10 protein-coding genes are annotated in these 15016 nt (G+C 47.6%); 8 read left to right on the forward strand and 2 right to left on the reverse strand.

The window, feature by feature from the left end:
• Positions 1-15 precede the first annotated feature (15 nt).
• Positions 16-2271 (reverse strand): TonB-dependent receptor family protein, encoded by a 2256-nt coding sequence (locus HMPREF0663_RS07380; RefSeq protein WP_187115886.1) that lies wholly within the window; start codon positions 2269-2271, stop codon positions 16-18.
• A 423-nt stretch (positions 2272-2694) separates the two neighbouring features.
• On the opposite strand from HMPREF0663_RS07380, the gene HMPREF0663_RS07385 reads away from it, so the two are divergent.
• The 3 genes from HMPREF0663_RS07385 to HMPREF0663_RS07395 all read left to right on the forward strand — a co-directional run bounded on the left by HMPREF0663_RS07385 (position 2695) and on the right by HMPREF0663_RS07395 (position 5194).
• On the forward strand, positions 2695-3576 hold the full coding sequence (locus tag HMPREF0663_RS07385) for a hypothetical protein (RefSeq protein WP_016665269.1): 882 nt from the start codon (positions 2695-2697) through the stop codon (positions 3574-3576).
• Positions 3577-3581: 5 nt separating this feature from the next.
• Complete coding sequence (locus HMPREF0663_RS07390) at positions 3582-4316, forward strand: hypothetical protein (RefSeq protein ID WP_004369752.1); 735 nt, start codon at positions 3582-3584, stop codon at positions 4314-4316.
• Positions 4317-4612: 296 nt separating this feature from the next.
• On the forward strand, positions 4613-5194 hold the full coding sequence (locus HMPREF0663_RS07395) for a DNA-methyltransferase (RefSeq protein ID WP_004369753.1): 582 nt from the start codon (positions 4613-4615) through the stop codon (positions 5192-5194).
• Positions 5195-5286: 92 nt separating this feature from the next.
• Here the strand turns inward: HMPREF0663_RS07395 and HMPREF0663_RS11930 are convergent, their stop codons facing one another.
• Complete coding sequence (locus HMPREF0663_RS11930; RefSeq protein ID WP_004369754.1) at positions 5287-5448, reverse strand: hypothetical protein; 162 nt, start codon at positions 5446-5448, stop codon at positions 5287-5289.
• Between the two features lie 337 nt (positions 5449-5785).
• Between HMPREF0663_RS11930 and HMPREF0663_RS12200 the strand changes: the two genes are divergently transcribed.
• The 5 genes from HMPREF0663_RS12200 to HMPREF0663_RS07425 all read left to right on the forward strand — a co-directional run bounded on the left by HMPREF0663_RS12200 (position 5786) and on the right by HMPREF0663_RS07425 (position 15005).
• Positions 5786-5992, forward strand: coding sequence for a hypothetical protein (locus tag HMPREF0663_RS12200; RefSeq protein ID WP_231375153.1), 207 nt, complete (start codon positions 5786-5788; stop codon positions 5990-5992).
• 2 nt (positions 5993-5994) lie between these two features.
• Positions 5995-8094, forward strand: a complete 2100-nt coding sequence (locus HMPREF0663_RS07410; protein ID WP_004369756.1) for a hypothetical protein — start codon at positions 5995-5997, stop codon at positions 8092-8094.
• 50 nt (positions 8095-8144) lie between these two features.
• On the forward strand, positions 8145-10001 hold the full coding sequence (locus HMPREF0663_RS07415) for a hypothetical protein (protein WP_004369757.1): 1857 nt from the start codon (positions 8145-8147) through the stop codon (positions 9999-10001).
• 1 nt (position 10002) lies between these two features.
• Positions 10003-12111: a hypothetical protein gene (locus tag HMPREF0663_RS07420; protein ID WP_004369758.1), complete on the forward strand. Its 2109-nt coding sequence runs from the start codon at positions 10003-10005 to the stop codon at positions 12109-12111.
• Positions 12112-12185: 74 nt separating this feature from the next.
• Complete coding sequence (locus HMPREF0663_RS07425; RefSeq protein WP_004369759.1) at positions 12186-15005, forward strand: hypothetical protein; 2820 nt, start codon at positions 12186-12188, stop codon at positions 15003-15005.
• The last annotated feature ends 11 nt before the right edge of the window (positions 15006-15016 follow it).

Here is a 15016-nt window from a genome sequence, read left to right on the forward strand (position 1 = left end):
AGAAATTGTAGTTTCTTATAGATGCACTTGTAATCCTCCGTAGATACCGAACGGATGCCCGGCCCTAAGTCCTGACGGATGTCGCGATACCAAATACTTACGATTGGTTAAGTTGATAGCATTCACAGTTAGAGTAACGTATTTGTTGATATGCCCTTTCAACGAGGCGTCTAAGATAAGATGAGCAGGGATTTTCTCACGTTCTGCAATCTTTCCTTGTCCGGGTATGGTTCGCATATCGCCGTTGTAGCGCAAGCCGAAGTTGGCTTCCACTCGTTTGTGTTCGATACTTACCTGTGCATTGAAAGCATGCTTGTAAATATAGGGTATTTCATCGCCATAAGCAACGTTACCCCATGCCGAACTTGTGAAAGCGTTCTTCATCTTGGTGTTGGTATAAGTATAAGAGAGTTGTATAGGAAGTTGCACCGCGAAACGCTTGGGTAATGGCAGATAATGCAACATCAATTCCAAACCGTTTACAACAGCTTTGCCCACATTAAACTGGTCAAGTGTGCCTTGACCGCCCTGTGCAGCCAAGTCGCTTCCCAACATATTGGAGTAATTGTTATTGAATATTATCGCTTCAAACTTCAACTTCTGCATCGTGAGGCGCAATCCGGTTTCCACGTTCACACTACTTTCGGCCTTTTGGTTGAGCGTGGCGCTGGGCGGGGCGAACCCTTTATGAATACCGCCGAATACTGAAAAGATGGGTAGCAGCCTCATATTGATGCCCAAACCCGGCAAAAGTGCCCGTGCATGATTAGGTGTTTCTATGCGTACTTTGCCTGTACGACGGGGATCGGCCTTGGTATAATCGCGTTTCAACAGCTTTACGTCTTCGTAACGCATGCCGGCCGTTACGGTAAAAATGCCTTTCGACCACTTTCCTAACCAATAACCAGACCAAGCATGAGCAGTGGTTATGCGGTTTGCATTACTGCCCGGAAGCCCTGCTAAGAACAGGCTCATACGGCCGTTTTGTATAGAATAACCGTCGTCTTGCTGAAATCTGTCTTCACTGTCGGCATGATATCGCACTCCTAACTCTGCAGTGAAATAGCCGCCGCCTAACATTGTACGGTATTCACCTTTCGACTGTACGCCACGCGAATGGTACACGCGATGGTTGGCACGCAACATCAGAGCCTCGCCAATATAATCTTTTTTACCCGTAACAATATCGAAATAATCTTTATTGGTTTCCGGATCAGCGAGCACATCATCAATCGATCGGCGCTCTGCCTTGGTAATGCCGGCGCGTACTTCGTTAAGTTTATACCAATTACGGAAGAAGTAATTGTAATATAGGTTTGTGGTTATTTTCAATTTGTTGCCGGCTTCAATCAGGTAAGTGGCAACCCATTGGGCGTGTCGAGTTCGAAGATTGTCTTTTTGAGCGCCTGCATAACGGAAGTAGGGGCGTGCAGCAAAATCGTTTTCCGATAGTCCTAAGTAAGTTTCATCGGAATTTTCGTTGGCAAAACCGAACTTCAATTCAAACAAGTGGTTTACTCCTTCAGTTTTGTTGGTTTGTGCTGAGAGTTTTACGATAAGGTCATTGCGTTTGAATCCTGTGCGTTCGTTTGGCTCATCCTTGCGGAATCCATCCGATTGATAGCGCAGATATTCTACTAAAAATCCCACATACTTGAATTTGTTTCCTACGCTTAAATATGATTTGAGCGTATTGTAGCTGCCGTAAGATGTGTTAAGTTTGGCAGTAAACTTATTAGGAATTGGCGTCGATACCATATTAATGGCGCCTCCGGTAGTAAACGGACCGTATTGCACCTGACTGCTTCCTTTCAATACCTCAATGGCATACATGCGTCCGGCATTAGGAAAATAATAGGCTGCCGGTGCAGCATAAGGGGCCGGAGCGGCTAACACGCCGTCTTCCATCAGCGAGATACGTTCGCTTCGTTCTGCTTTCGTGCCGCGTAAACTGATATTCGGGCGTAAGCCGAAGCCGTCTTCTTCATAGACATTTACGCCCGGTACGCTCTTTAGCATACGGTTGATATCGGTATAACCGAACCTTCCTATTTCTTGTGGAGAGATATAATAAGCCGATCCCGTGCGGTTACGAGCCTCGAACTTACTACCTAACATCTGATTGGAACGTACCACCACCTCAGTTATCCTGTGTACCGAATCTGTCATGGCGTTCTTTCTTTCGTCTTTTGAGCCTTCCTGTAATTGTGCATACATGCCTAATGGTGTCAGTGCAATGAGCAGGGGCAGCATTTTCATTCTATAACGCATAATCAAAAAAATCAAACTTATATGGCCTCTTTCCCGTCATCATACCCACGCCGGTACGATTGTTACAAACAAATAACGTTTGTCATAAAGCGAATAAGTTCACTCTTAAATAAATTATAAATTTCGCGGCAAAGGTAATTATTTTTGTTTATCTTCGCAATCATCATTTCTTAGTATTTTGTAAAAACACGCTATATTGACCGAGAGATACTTATTCTTTAGAGCCTTTCTCTTTTGTTATTATATCACTGTATGTTCTTTTCGTGTGGCTGTTTTTCTACATATTTTGTTTAATTACAATTTACTTTGCCGTTACATTGCCTATGTCTATCCGTTTTAGAAATACCGAATATAAAAAATATCTCTACCGTTTGTATGATATACATATATTGTCTACCTTTGTACCAAGTTAAAAATACCGCAATGAAGAGGTTTGCTTATTTACTGGGAATAGCTTTCTTGGCCGTTTCGTTTGCCGGTCTATGGTGGTTCGGAATGCAGCTTCCCTTGGGTTTTAATCCTCATAGTTTGGCCGATCTGGGCCGGATGGAGGTGGATGTAGATAGCTTTGTTACGAAAAGGATGCATGGAATACGCGAAATTCTTTATTTCGGACAACCGGAATGGGCCAATGTCAACATCGTTATTCGTACCACCGACGATCAGGAGAAATGCCGGATCACATACCCGAAAGACTTGATTAAGGTTACGAGAGTGGGCGGCATGCTGCGCTGTACCGTCACCAAGAAAGGCGCAGCCCTTGATACAAACGAGAAACATAAGCTCGTTCATAAGTATTCGGATGAAGATCTGCGTATATTGAGAGGATGGGACGAGGAGCATCCCCTCTATTCCCTTGACGACGAAAGAGAAATGCAAGAAGACTCAGGTGGGAATCTTTTCGTTTACATAACGGTGATGAACTCGCTTTGGGCCATAGAGATAGATGATAATTGTTCGGTGTATTTCATAGATGCCAAGCTGAAAAGTCTGGGGTGCTATAACAATGGAAATGTGCGATTTTACGGCAATACACAAATCGATTACCTCTATTCGTCATGGTATGGCTTTGATCTGGGACGGGCGCATATCAAGAAGATGGAAGTAGAGGCGAACGGATATGTGAGATTTGGCGATAGTCGGTGCAGGGTGGATAGTATGCTCTTTACCGGAAAAGGTAATATAGAAGAACTTACTTTCGCTTCTTACGGTAAGATAAAAGTCAAAGAGAAAGCCTATGGCGACCTGACCTATGGGGAAGACAGTCTTCCCCTTGCAAAAGTAATCAGGAACAAATATAAGTAAAGACGATGGAAATACAATATGATAATACATTCAACGTGTGCTTTGCGTCGTTGTGGAACACGCTGAAAAAGTTCAGAATAGCGTTTACGATCTGTGTGTTTATAGTGTTCTTTTTGGTCGATCTTTTCATAACGGCTATAAGTGGAATGGGCTCGCCCACGGGAAATTCCGGTCGCAGTGGGAGAGAAGTTGCCCTTTACCTTTTCCCCGTATTGTTGTTTGCCGGCACCGTTATCGCCTCTTTGGCAATGTGGGATGCCGGCGATGAGCACGGGGAGAACGGTCTGCATCGCAAAGTAAGCGTATTCATGGAATGGTTTGTGCGGTGGCTTATTTATGTGTTGCTGCCGTTTCTGTTCATGATATTCGGCATTTATTTTATGGATGCTTTCATTGCAGGCCGGTCCAACGAGTGTATAGCGATCGAAGGGTTCGGCTTCGATGATATGAGTAAGGCCTACGGTTTTCCTACCTACCTCTTCGTGGTGTCGCTTTACTTCCTTGGAGCCACCTATTTTAAAAGGTACGCCATTGTCGCTGTATCGCTGATTGCGGGTGTTTTAGGTTTCATATTATTACAGATATTGCCCAATAGAATATGGTACACTTCCGAACCGACCGTGCCTTCGTATGGCTTCATCGCCTTTCTTATCGGCATGTCGATATGTGCTTTCGTACTTTCTTATGTAAACCTAAGAATTTTACGGAGGCAAAATAGCGACAAACAAGTTGGTTCGTAAGGGCAGAAAGCAAACCGAAGTATGTTTGGAAAAGCCGAGTTTGCCTTATGCAGATGGCTTTATAAATATTGTTAGCGATTTAAAATGATCTGATACCAAACGTATACATTCAATAATGTATGCAAGATAAAATATACTTTATTTGGTATTTTAAAACGATAACAATTTAAGTATTTCTTTAGTTTTTGGAATGAAATACCCTGTAATTGGTAATTAACTATGCAATAAAATACTCCACCGACTTTTTATCGATTACCTTACTACCGATAAATAATTACCGACTGCAAGAAAAGGACATGATCGGTATTCCTTGGATGCTGGCCTTTTCTCTTCGCCCTCTCGGGTGTTATCTCCGGCAGGATATCATCTGGAACAAAACGAATGCTATGCCCGAATCCGTAAAGGACCGCTGCACGAGAAGCCATGAATATATATTTCTGCTATCGAAATCGAAAACGTATTATTTCGACCACGAGGCGATGCGGGAGCCGGCTGTTTATGGTCCGAAAGACAGTAAAAATATACTTTCGGCAAGATATGGAGGCAAAAAATACACGGCTATGCCGGAAAAGTTCTACCGAACCAAAGGCAAAAACGCTTACGCTTACACCGGTTATAAAAACAAGCGCGATGTATGGACGGTGAGCGTCCGTCCGTTCAGTAGCGCACATTTTGCGACTTTTCCCGAGAAGCTCATCACCCCCTGCATTCTTGCCGGCTGCCCCGAGGGCGGCATCGTCCTCGATCCTTTCATGGGCTCCGGCACGACGGCGAAAGTAGCCTTGGAACATAATCGTAATTTCATCGGCTTCGAGCTCAATCCATCTTACATTGACATTGCGAAAGAAAGACTGAGAGATAAAATACTCTTGAAATAATTTGTAAATGTCATTCGTAAATTTTATATTTGTAACGATTTAAATAAAAAATAATTATGCTACTTTTTTATCTTGTATATGCCGTATTTCTGTTACTCCTCTCCCCACGTATGGTTTCCGGTACGGGATGTACAGGTTTTCTGCTTTATTTTGTCGTAAGCATTGCGGTTCCATTTTTGGGTTGTATCGCATGGGCCTACCTCTTTGCTCCCAATAATCGTTCGCAAGCCTTTCGTGTAGCTTTTGCGAGCCATATACTTTTTGCTTCTCTCATTCTTATATATTTCCTTTCTCTCGCCTAAAGGCGTTTTCGCCCTGTCCTTTCATTACTTCTCCTCTCTTATTATATTTGCATCATTAATTTGCAAATATGATAACAGACAACCTTATTCGTAACAAATTCATTCACGAGACAGTTAAACGCGGAATAAACAAGATTTATTCCATCCAAGAGCAGGTTGTGCGTGACAATTATGAGTTGCGAACGGGACGTCTGATTGCATCTTTGTCTTCCCACACTTTCAGCGCTTCCGAGCAAGGTTTTACGCGCGTTTTTTTGTCCGAATTCTTCCTTATCTCCGCTTTCTCGATATGGCTTACAGGTTACGCAACGACCGAATCTCAAAGCATAGGCGTGCCAACCTTGCTCTCTATAATAGGGTTGTCTGGGGCGTTCTTTATCATGAGGTGTTCCCCGAACTTTCCTATGGCTTTACGGACGAAGTAAGAAATCAGGTTGGGAGAGAACTTAGAGATATTTTTGAAACGGACGTACGAACTCACTTTAAGGTTAATTGATTATGGCAAACAAACATCTCTCTGAAGACGAAATAAAATATGTCATCAGCGCCGAGACTTCAAAAGCGCAACAAGAGATACACAAACTCGGAAAAGAAACCGCCTCTTTACGCAAGGAGGAGAAAGCACGTCGGCAGGCAATGATTGAACTTGAAGCTGCCGGCAAGAAAAACTCCGAACAATACATCAAACTTAAGGAAGAATGTAAGGCTTATACCAAAGAAATTGCTGAGAACGAGAAAAAAATGAAAGATCTTAGATCCTCTCTCGATGTCTCGGTCTTGACTATGAATCAGCTCAAAAAGTACGCCAAGGAACTGAGAACTGAACTCGACAATACTTCAAAGGCGGCCAATCCCAAACAATATGCCGAGCTCGAAACTCGACTACAAGGCGTAGGTTCCCGAATGGAAGAATTAAAAGTCAATTCCAAAAGTTTGAGAGAAACTTTTATCAATGCCACCTCACTCAGCGTTATGGTCGGCAATGTCATGACAAAACTCGGCGAGCTTTTCGGATCGTGGCTTCATAAAATTTCCGGTTATATTTCCGACACAGTTTCCAAAAGTGTCGAACTGGCAGAATCTGCCGACGGTATCACTCATGCTTTTGAGAAGATAGATCGTCCCGGGTATCTCGAGAGTTTGCGAAAAGCTACTAAGGGAACGGTATCCGATATCGAGCTGATGAAAGCTGCTGTCAAGGCGAAAGATTTTCGTATTCCACTCGAAGACCTTGGCAAGTATCTTGCTTTCGCGCAGCTCAAGGCTCAGCAGACCGGTCAATCTCTTGACTATATGGTCGATTCTATCGTTACCGGACTTGGGCGGAAATCGCCCTTGATTCTCGACAATCTCGGTCTTTCGGCCGCCGAGATAGGAGAGAAAACCAAAAAGACGGGTGATTTTATGAAAGGTGTCGCCTCTATCGTTGAAAACCAACTGGCTGCCGCCGGCGAGACATATATCTCGGCTGCTGATCGTGCTGCGCAGCGTACTGTCGCCTTAAAAAATGCGCAAAAGTCTCTTGGCGATGCCCTTCTTCCGTTGCAAGAAGAATTTTCCGATCTTTACGGAAGAATTCAGTTGTCCATTATCAATGTTATCAAATATCTTGTACAGCATCGCGATACTTTGATTGCACTCGGCAAAGGCGTCGCCGTTCTTACAGCAACTTATCTCGCCTATGTCGCAGGGCAAAAAATGTCTTATTTATGGGGGCTTCGTGTCGTAGCTGTCAGTAAACTTAAAGCAGCCGCTGTTGCCGTCGAGAATGTCGTGCTCGAGCTTTCCGTTCTGCGTCACTCCGTACTCAATAAGACGATGACAAAGTCTATTGCCTTACAAAAAGCATTTAATGTCGTTCTTAAACTTAGTCCTTGGGGACTTATTCTCGGCAGCATCACGCTCGTTGTCGGTGCGCTGCTCATGTTCAATAAGCGTACTGATGCGGCCACTGTGGCACAGAAGAAACTCAAGGACATTCAGTCAGAAGCCAGTCGAAAGGTGGAGGAAGAGCGCATTAAGATAGAGATGCTCACCAAGCGCATCCATGACAATTCACTTTCCCTTGCCGAGCGTCAGGACGCTATTGCTGCCTTACAGAAGATAGTCCCCGATTACACGGCCAAACTTACTCGTGAAGGAAAAGTCTACGACGAAAACACACGCGCCTTGACACGTTATCTCAATGCCCTCAAAGAAAAGGCTTTGTTGGAGGGAGCGCAGTCTGCCATCAAAGACTTAGGCAAGCAAAAGGCAGAATTGATTATCAAACAGCGCCAACAGCAAAAAGAACTGGATGACCTTAAGAAGGAACAGTCCAACTTTGCGAAAAATAATGCCGGTCGTCCACAGACTTCTGGTGGTGCCGTTGCTCCTGGTTATGTCAATGCTGCAATTAGCTATTCAGGCAACGTATCAGCGATGTCACGTCAATTGCAAGATACAGCGGATAAAATAAAAGTCATAGACACCTCCCTTGATATTATTGGGAAGGAGTTTGGCAAAAAGCTATTTACAGCAGATGATGAAGGTAGTGGCAACTCCAGTACCAATATTGGCACGATCGGAGCTGCTCTCGATGCCATTAAAAAAAGATAGAAGCCCTGAAATCCAAAAGACTTACCATCAAGATTGGCGATACCAAGGGCTTGAAGGCTATCGATAGGCAGATTGCCCAACTGGAAGACAGGAAGGCTCGACTGGAGTATAAATCAGGGGGAGGCAAGAACAAGAAGAATAAAACATCCACCCCCGATGATACCGCTGCAAAACAATTCTCTCATGACCGCGAACAGGATTTGAGTGATGCCAAACGTGCTTATCAAGAAGACTTGAATGCCTTGCAGAAGGCGCTTGCCGAAAAGAAACTCACGCAACAGCAGTATAACGCTTTTGTTTCGGCACTTGCCATTGAGCATCAGAACAATCTTCTTGCCATTGAAACATCCTATCAGGAGCGCTCGCAAAACATACAGATAAAGGACGCTTCCAAAAAGAAATCCCTGCAGGAAAGTCAGGACAAGGCTGTCCTCGATCAGAAGCAGGCTGCAGCGAGCGCATACATAGAAGCGGAGAAACAGTATTATGGAAATCTGGATAAAATCAGGGAGATGTCAAAATCTTCCCAACCGCAGACGCTGCAGCAGGAACTCGATGCCAAGCTGCTCATCCTCGACGGATATTACAAGGCTTCTCTGCAATTGGCCAAGGATGACGGCGAGCGGCAGAAGCAGATAACGGAAGCCTACGAAAAGGCGAAGGCGCAAATCGTATCGGAATGGACGACGAAGACCGAAGAACATAAGTATCAAGTCCGTCAGCAATATGGTCTAACGACTTTTGATGAATATATTGCCAAAGAGAAACAAAGAAGGAAGAACGATTACGATAACGGTTCTCTCTCCGAGCAGCAGTATAAACAATCTGTTGTGAATCTCGAAAAGGATGCCGAGGAACACCGCCTCCAAATTCGCCAGCAGTACGGACTTGCGTCACAAAAGGAACTCTATAATGCGGAGCTTGCCCAGCTCAAGCAGCATCTCGATAACAAGGAGATATCCGAAGAAGAATATGAAGAAGCTGTCAAGCAGATGAAGATCGCCAAGTACAAAGAGATATTCGATTATTACAGCAATCTCTTCGGCGGGGCCATCCAGTCTCTCCAAGATGCCGAGGCAGCCAATGTCGATGCCAAATACGATGCGGAAATAGAGGCTGCCAAGAATGCCGGCAAGGATACTACCGAGCTGGAAAAGAAAAAGGCGAATGAAAAATTGAAGATACAAAAGAAGTATGCGGATGTCAACTTTGCTATCAAGGCGTCGCAGATTATCTCCGATACTGCCGTGTCGATCATGAAGGCTTACGGAGAGCTCGGTCCTATCGCCGGTTCGGTGGCGGCTGCTCTGATGGGCGTCACGGGCGCCGCACAACTCAAGGCTGCCAATGCCGAACGGCAGAAAGTCAAAAAAATGACGCTGAATGGTGCAGGGGGCTCTCAAACCGCCGCTCGTGTCGCCACGGGATTGGAGAGTGGCGGCAGCATCGATGTCGAGCGCGAGCAGGATGGCAAGCGCTTCCATGCAGCTTACGAGCCTATGAAGCGTGGTTTTGTGGATAAGCCTACCGTCATCGTCGGCGAAGGGGCGTACGGCCGAAGCCGTGAATGGGTTGCCTCCAATGCCGCCGTCGAGAACCCCACCGTTGCCCCGCTCATCGATATTATCGACCGTGCCCAGCGTGCCGGCACCATCCGCACGCTCGACATGAACAAATGGCTCATCCAGCAAGCGCAGGGACGCGTTTCCGGCGGTTTCGTCGGCGCGTCCTCTCCCATTGCAGGGCAGGGGCAAGGGAATGAATCTCGAAACGATAAGCTCCTTGCCCGCCTTGCCGACGCCATCGACCGGCTTTCCAATGATGGTATCCCTGCCTACGTAGGTATCGACGAGCTGGATGCCAAACAGAAAATCCGTGAACGATACCGTAATATAGGACGAAAGTAAGATGAAAATAACGAATCTTAAAAAAGGAGAGGATTACCAGCTCTCCGCCGATGCCAAGCTGGAAGTGGAGCGTGTCAATCCGTTTTTTAACGATTGGGGAGAAATGACGGTCCCTATGGATATGCCCGCCTCGGAGCATAACCGCCGCCTGCTCGACTACCCCGACATGTTCGGCCGGCGTGAAAAAATGATTGTGGCGGAAACGAGTATTCAGGATGGCGAGTACCACGCCCAGTGCCGGCAGGTCGTTATCTCCGCTACGCGCAAAGGAAGCATCTCTACATCTTTTTATATCAATGACGGCTCTTTCTATTCCCGTATCCGGAATGTCAAGCTGAAGGATATCTTCAAGAACGAATTCGTTCCGGACGTAGACACGGTGGAACAGGGCATAGAGTTCTGCCGTAAGCTGCGTGACGGCAGCCATCCGCGGTATGCGATATTCCCCGTGCTGGTCGACGATGATTCGGGCATCGACGGAGGGATGAACTACAAGGTTATCAATGCCTATGGCAAAGAAGATATATTGAAAAAACGGGAGGTGCAAATACCGGGCGGGGGTACCGGCTATTTCATCCTCGCACAGGCATTCTTTCCCAACGAGACGGGGGAAGGGTGCGACTTTTACAACGCCGTCGGGCGCACGGAATATGTCAACCAGATACCCGTCACGCTGCCGGCAGGGTATTATATAACCCCGTTCGTCAGGGCCAACTATGTATTGGAGCGTATCTTCCGATATTTCGGATATACGCTGAAAGATAATTTTTTCACGAAGACCGATCCTTTCAGGGACATGGTTATCCTTAACAACGTCATCGACGTGCTTGCAAACGGCAAGATTAAAGTTGCAGATCTGGTACCGGATATAACCTGCACGGACTTTCTTTCCGTTTTCCGTAAGAAATTCTGTTGCGAGTTCACTTCCGATGAAGGCTCGCGCACTGCCGATGTCATATTCCTGCGCGAGGCGCTTGGCAGCCGCCCTGTCGCCGATCTCACCCGCTCTTTGGTGGAAGAACCTACTATTTCATACAAGTCTTCCAAGGATTTTAAACGCATAGTATTGTCTTCCAAAGATGCCGTGTCACCCGAATCCACTGACAACTATGACGATCTGGGCGATATGTCGAAGTCGGCGCCCGACGCATACCTCGACATGGCAACCGGCGCTTTTTACAAAGACGGCTTTTCCGGCGACTACCGTGTCGTTACTAAAATCGGCGAGGCGTCGCAGTCTTACAATACGGGCGAAGATATGGATACGCAGGAAATAGAAGTGCCCGACTGTATCCCCGAGTTCCGCACGCTACAGTATTCGGGTCAGGTCGATGATACCGATTACATCTACACGATGGGCACGTTGCTTTATATCGGCAGTTACAGCACACTCAACTCCAAGATGGTAGTCGCGGAGGTGGACAATCAGGAGGCTTCCGATAAAACCGGCAAGCTCCTTCCCATGCTGGCGTTTGCGTATATGTCGGCAAGCGGCAAGCCGGCCGGCACCATATCGCCTTGCGACCTGCAGCTTGCCCACCACCCGCGTATTTTTGATTACGCCCTTTATTACAACGGCACCTACGGCATTTTTGAGAAATTCTACCGAGACTACGACACGCTGCTTCGTAACGCTTTGCAGGAAATGAAGATGAAGTTGCTGCTTTCGCAGTCGGAGAAACAGAACCTGCCGGCTCATGCCAAAGTAATCGTAAGAGGCGTACCTTTCTTTTTTAATAAACTGAAGTTCACCCTCGGCGGTAAGAACGAACCTATGGAGAGCGATCTGCGCACTGTCACGCTCTCTGAGCCCGTAGTAAGCTCTCCGTATATAAGCGATATCTTTCCGGCGATGTCTGCGGGTTACCAATGGGTGGGAAAGATCAGGCAGACGGAAGTCGGCAGTGGCGATTATGACAGTGCGGGCATCGATAAGGATAGAACCTTCCGCACCGTCTATCCTCCTATACCCTCTGCAAGCTGGGTGGGAAAACAATACGGAAAGCAGGTGTCCTACACATCGCAGCAGCTCAAGCACAGAACTTTCTTCCGACATTCGAAGTGGAAGTACACCAAGACGGAGGTATGGCTGGAGTGCGAAGCCAAGTAGTGTCCTTTTTCGATGCCTTCCGAATGCTTACTTTTGTATTGAAAGCCAATTATTAAGAATCATGAATTGATGATATGGATATATTGAAAAGTCCCGACGCTCTTAGTCTGTGCGGAAATATAAAACATTTTGTCATATCTTCCGAGCGGGAGGTATATTTTGCGCTGAAAGATATGTCGACGGGCGGCACGATCGTCGAGCATACTTATACGCCGAGCAACATCGGACGTATCGAAGTCGATGTGAGAGATATCATACTGCCGCTGCTGTCTTTCGATTTGCGGAACGTCTTGGAGCCGTATCGCCAGCCCGACATCGTCAGGACATTCGAGGTAGTCATTCAGGCTGCCGGCCTGTCCGCCCCGCAAGAACAGCCGTACCGCAAGGAATTTACCGTCATCAGGAGCGGTGTCGATGAACTTGCCGAGACGGCCGACAGCTTTTTAAAGCAAAATTTTCTCACTTGGCAGCCCAACGTGAAAGCGGTTACGTATTATACTCCGGAATATCTCACTTACTACGCCATCGCCGCCGTAACGGTAAAATGCAAGGCTCATCTCGATACGGAAGATAAAGAAATCGTGCTGGCGCAGTTCGGCGGGGGAGAATGCTGGACCATCCCCGTGCAGTATGCGGTTATTTCGGGCAAGGTCGGCGCGTTGCCCCAATATTACGATATATGGGTGGAAAACGCCGCCGGAGAGAGGCTGACGTATATCCAGAGGTATTATGCTTCCGACATGCGCTCGGAAGCGGAAGCGTGGATACTCTTCGAAAATTCCCTTGGCGGCATCGACACATTTCGTGCCTATGGGGAGAGCGAGAATACCGCCGAGCATACGCATAACGTGGCGGAGATAGAAGAGGTCGCTGAAGAATACCGTGTCGACACTACGCGAAAGTTCAAAAAGAATACGGGGTTTCTCGACAAAAAAGAACGTATATGGCTGCTGGATTTTTTCCCGTCGCTTGCCAAATACATATACACGGCATCCCATCTGCGGCGCATCGTCGTGACGGAAAGCGACGTCGATTATCAGGCGCTGGAGCTTCCCACCAATTACAATTTTACATATAAGTATGCCGATGCGAAACCGTATCTGAATATACCGCGTATCGACAAACCGTTAGAGGCTCTCTCCATTAAAGTGCCGGATGTCGGCTCTTTTACGGTCGCCCCTCGCTTGGCTGAGTTTCCCGCACTCCCGCTGAGCGAAGGGGCGCTCTTTCCTGTTCAGGATCCTTATTCGGAGGCATGGAATACGACTACCGCCGGCGCCTTGGCTTCGTTCATCGTAAAAATAATCGCCTCGGCTTATAAGGGAGGCGGGGCGATAGGGCATACTCATCCGAACATGAGCGTGCTCGACGCCCTGAGCTTCATGGGCGACTACCTGCTCAAAAATGCGAAAAAGATATCTGCAGGTTTCGCTGACACGGCGGGGACGGCCGATACGCTCGCCGCACTGAGCGATGACTGGAAGAAAATCCTGCGTAAAGATATTCCGGATGCCGCATTGAAGTTGATTACCTTTCTTGAAGGCGTCGGCTTCGGTGACAATGGACGGTATTCCATCGACGGGCAGGGCATCGCCGATCTTGCCGGCGCTGTCGTTTCGGATTTTTTAAAGTCATCGAATTACAACGCTTCCGCTCAGAAAGGATTCGGTTTCGATGCGGATGGACGCGGCGGCTACCGCCTTTCTTTAAAAGATTTGTTGGTGTGGGGCAAGGCGACTTTTCATAATCTGGAGCTTCGCACGATGTCGTATGTCGCAGGCAACTACCGTATTTCGGGCGCCGGATCGAAAATCGCATACGTGCGGTGGATGGATAAAAACGGGAAGACCACACAGGACGTTTCGCAGACGGTTGCTTTCCGTTGCTACATCCTTGCCGATGACGGTACCATGGCCACGCGTAATTTTTGGGAGGTGGACGATCAGGCGAAGGCGGAAGAATTCAATATTGAGCCGGGCGTCTATCAGGATGTTGCCAACCGGCAATATTGGCGCAAGGTGATAGCTGTATCTGCTGACAATGCAGCGATTATGAGCGACGAAGGTGCCGACCTGTTTCCCGGCAAGAAATTCGCATGGATAGACTTGAGCAAAGGTGACTGCACGGACATGGTCCGTAAGGCGGACGATCCTGTTCGTGACGATTATCCGAAAGCCGGCGACAGCATCGTGCAGTCGGGTAACCGCACCAAGCCGTCGCGGCAGGGATTTATCGATATCAATTCTACCGGCGAACATGGCGCCGGCATCGTCATCTACAAGGATGTCAATTCTTACACTTTGGATGGTAAGATTGTCGGCGACATGAGCAAGGACGGCTTTCTTTTCGAATCAAGATTTTTCAGACTCATCACATCCGGTGGCACCGTGCCTCTTCCTGTTGACCTTGGAGAATGGTACAGGGGAATGAAATGCGAATATTACAACCGCGTGTCGCATCTCGGTTCCCTTTGGCTGTGCATCGCCCCCGAAGGCGTTGTCGTTACCGAAGAGCCGAAAGACGGTTCTGCGGTATGGCAAAAGCAGGTGTCGCGCGGGGAGAAAGGCGATAAGGGCGATGCTGCCATCGAACTGCACCTCGACATTGTCAGGGGCGACATGTTTTACCGCGAGGGGCAGGGCTTTGTTGCCGAGCTCAAGGCGACCGTCATCCAAGGCGGCAAGGACCTCACGCCTACGCTGCACGCCTCGCAGATGGTATGGACACGCGAGAGCGAAGACGCTGCGGGCGACGAAGAGTGGAACGCCCGCCACCGCGGCATCGGCGACAGCGTCACCATTACGACGGATGACCTGACGGAGGTCACTGCCGTTGTGCTCACGCTTTATAACAAGGACGGTACCCTGTCGGCATCCGAAGCGGTGACGTTCTGACGGCATTCGAA

Source organism: Hoylesella oralis ATCC 33269 (assembly GCF_000185145.2).
In the GTDB taxonomy this organism is placed as follows: Bacteria; Bacteroidota; Bacteroidia; order Bacteroidales; family Bacteroidaceae; genus Prevotella; species Prevotella phocaeensis.

Bases quoted from the DNA above. Each gene is read 5' to 3' on its own strand.
- HMPREF0663_RS11930 (WP_004369754.1), bottom strand. From the start codon at position 5,448: ATGGCTCGCAAAAGCTACACGAAAGGCTTGCGAACGATTATTGGGAGC.
- HMPREF0663_RS07425 (WP_004369759.1), top strand. From the start codon at position 12,186: ATGGATATATTGAAAAGTCCCGACGCTCTTAGTCTGTGCGGAAATATA.
- HMPREF0663_RS07395 (WP_004369753.1), top strand. From the start codon at position 4,613: ATGATCGGTATTCCTTGGATGCTGGCCTTTTCTCTTCGCCCTCTCGGG.
- HMPREF0663_RS07390 (WP_004369752.1), top strand. From the start codon at position 3,582: ATGGAAATACAATATGATAATACATTCAACGTGTGCTTTGCGTCGTTG.
- HMPREF0663_RS07380 (WP_187115886.1), bottom strand. From the start codon at position 2,271: ATGCGTTATAGAATGAAAATGCTGCCCCTGCTCATTGCACTGACACCA.
- HMPREF0663_RS07420 (WP_004369758.1), top strand. From the start codon at position 10,003: ATGAAAATAACGAATCTTAAAAAAGGAGAGGATTACCAGCTCTCCGCC.
- HMPREF0663_RS07410 (WP_004369756.1), top strand. From the start codon at position 5,995: ATGGCAAACAAACATCTCTCTGAAGACGAAATAAAATATGTCATCAGC.
- HMPREF0663_RS07385 (WP_016665269.1), top strand. From the start codon at position 2,695: ATGAAGAGGTTTGCTTATTTACTGGGAATAGCTTTCTTGGCCGTTTCG.
- HMPREF0663_RS12200 (WP_231375153.1), top strand. From the start codon at position 5,786: ATGGCTTACAGGTTACGCAACGACCGAATCTCAAAGCATAGGCGTGCC.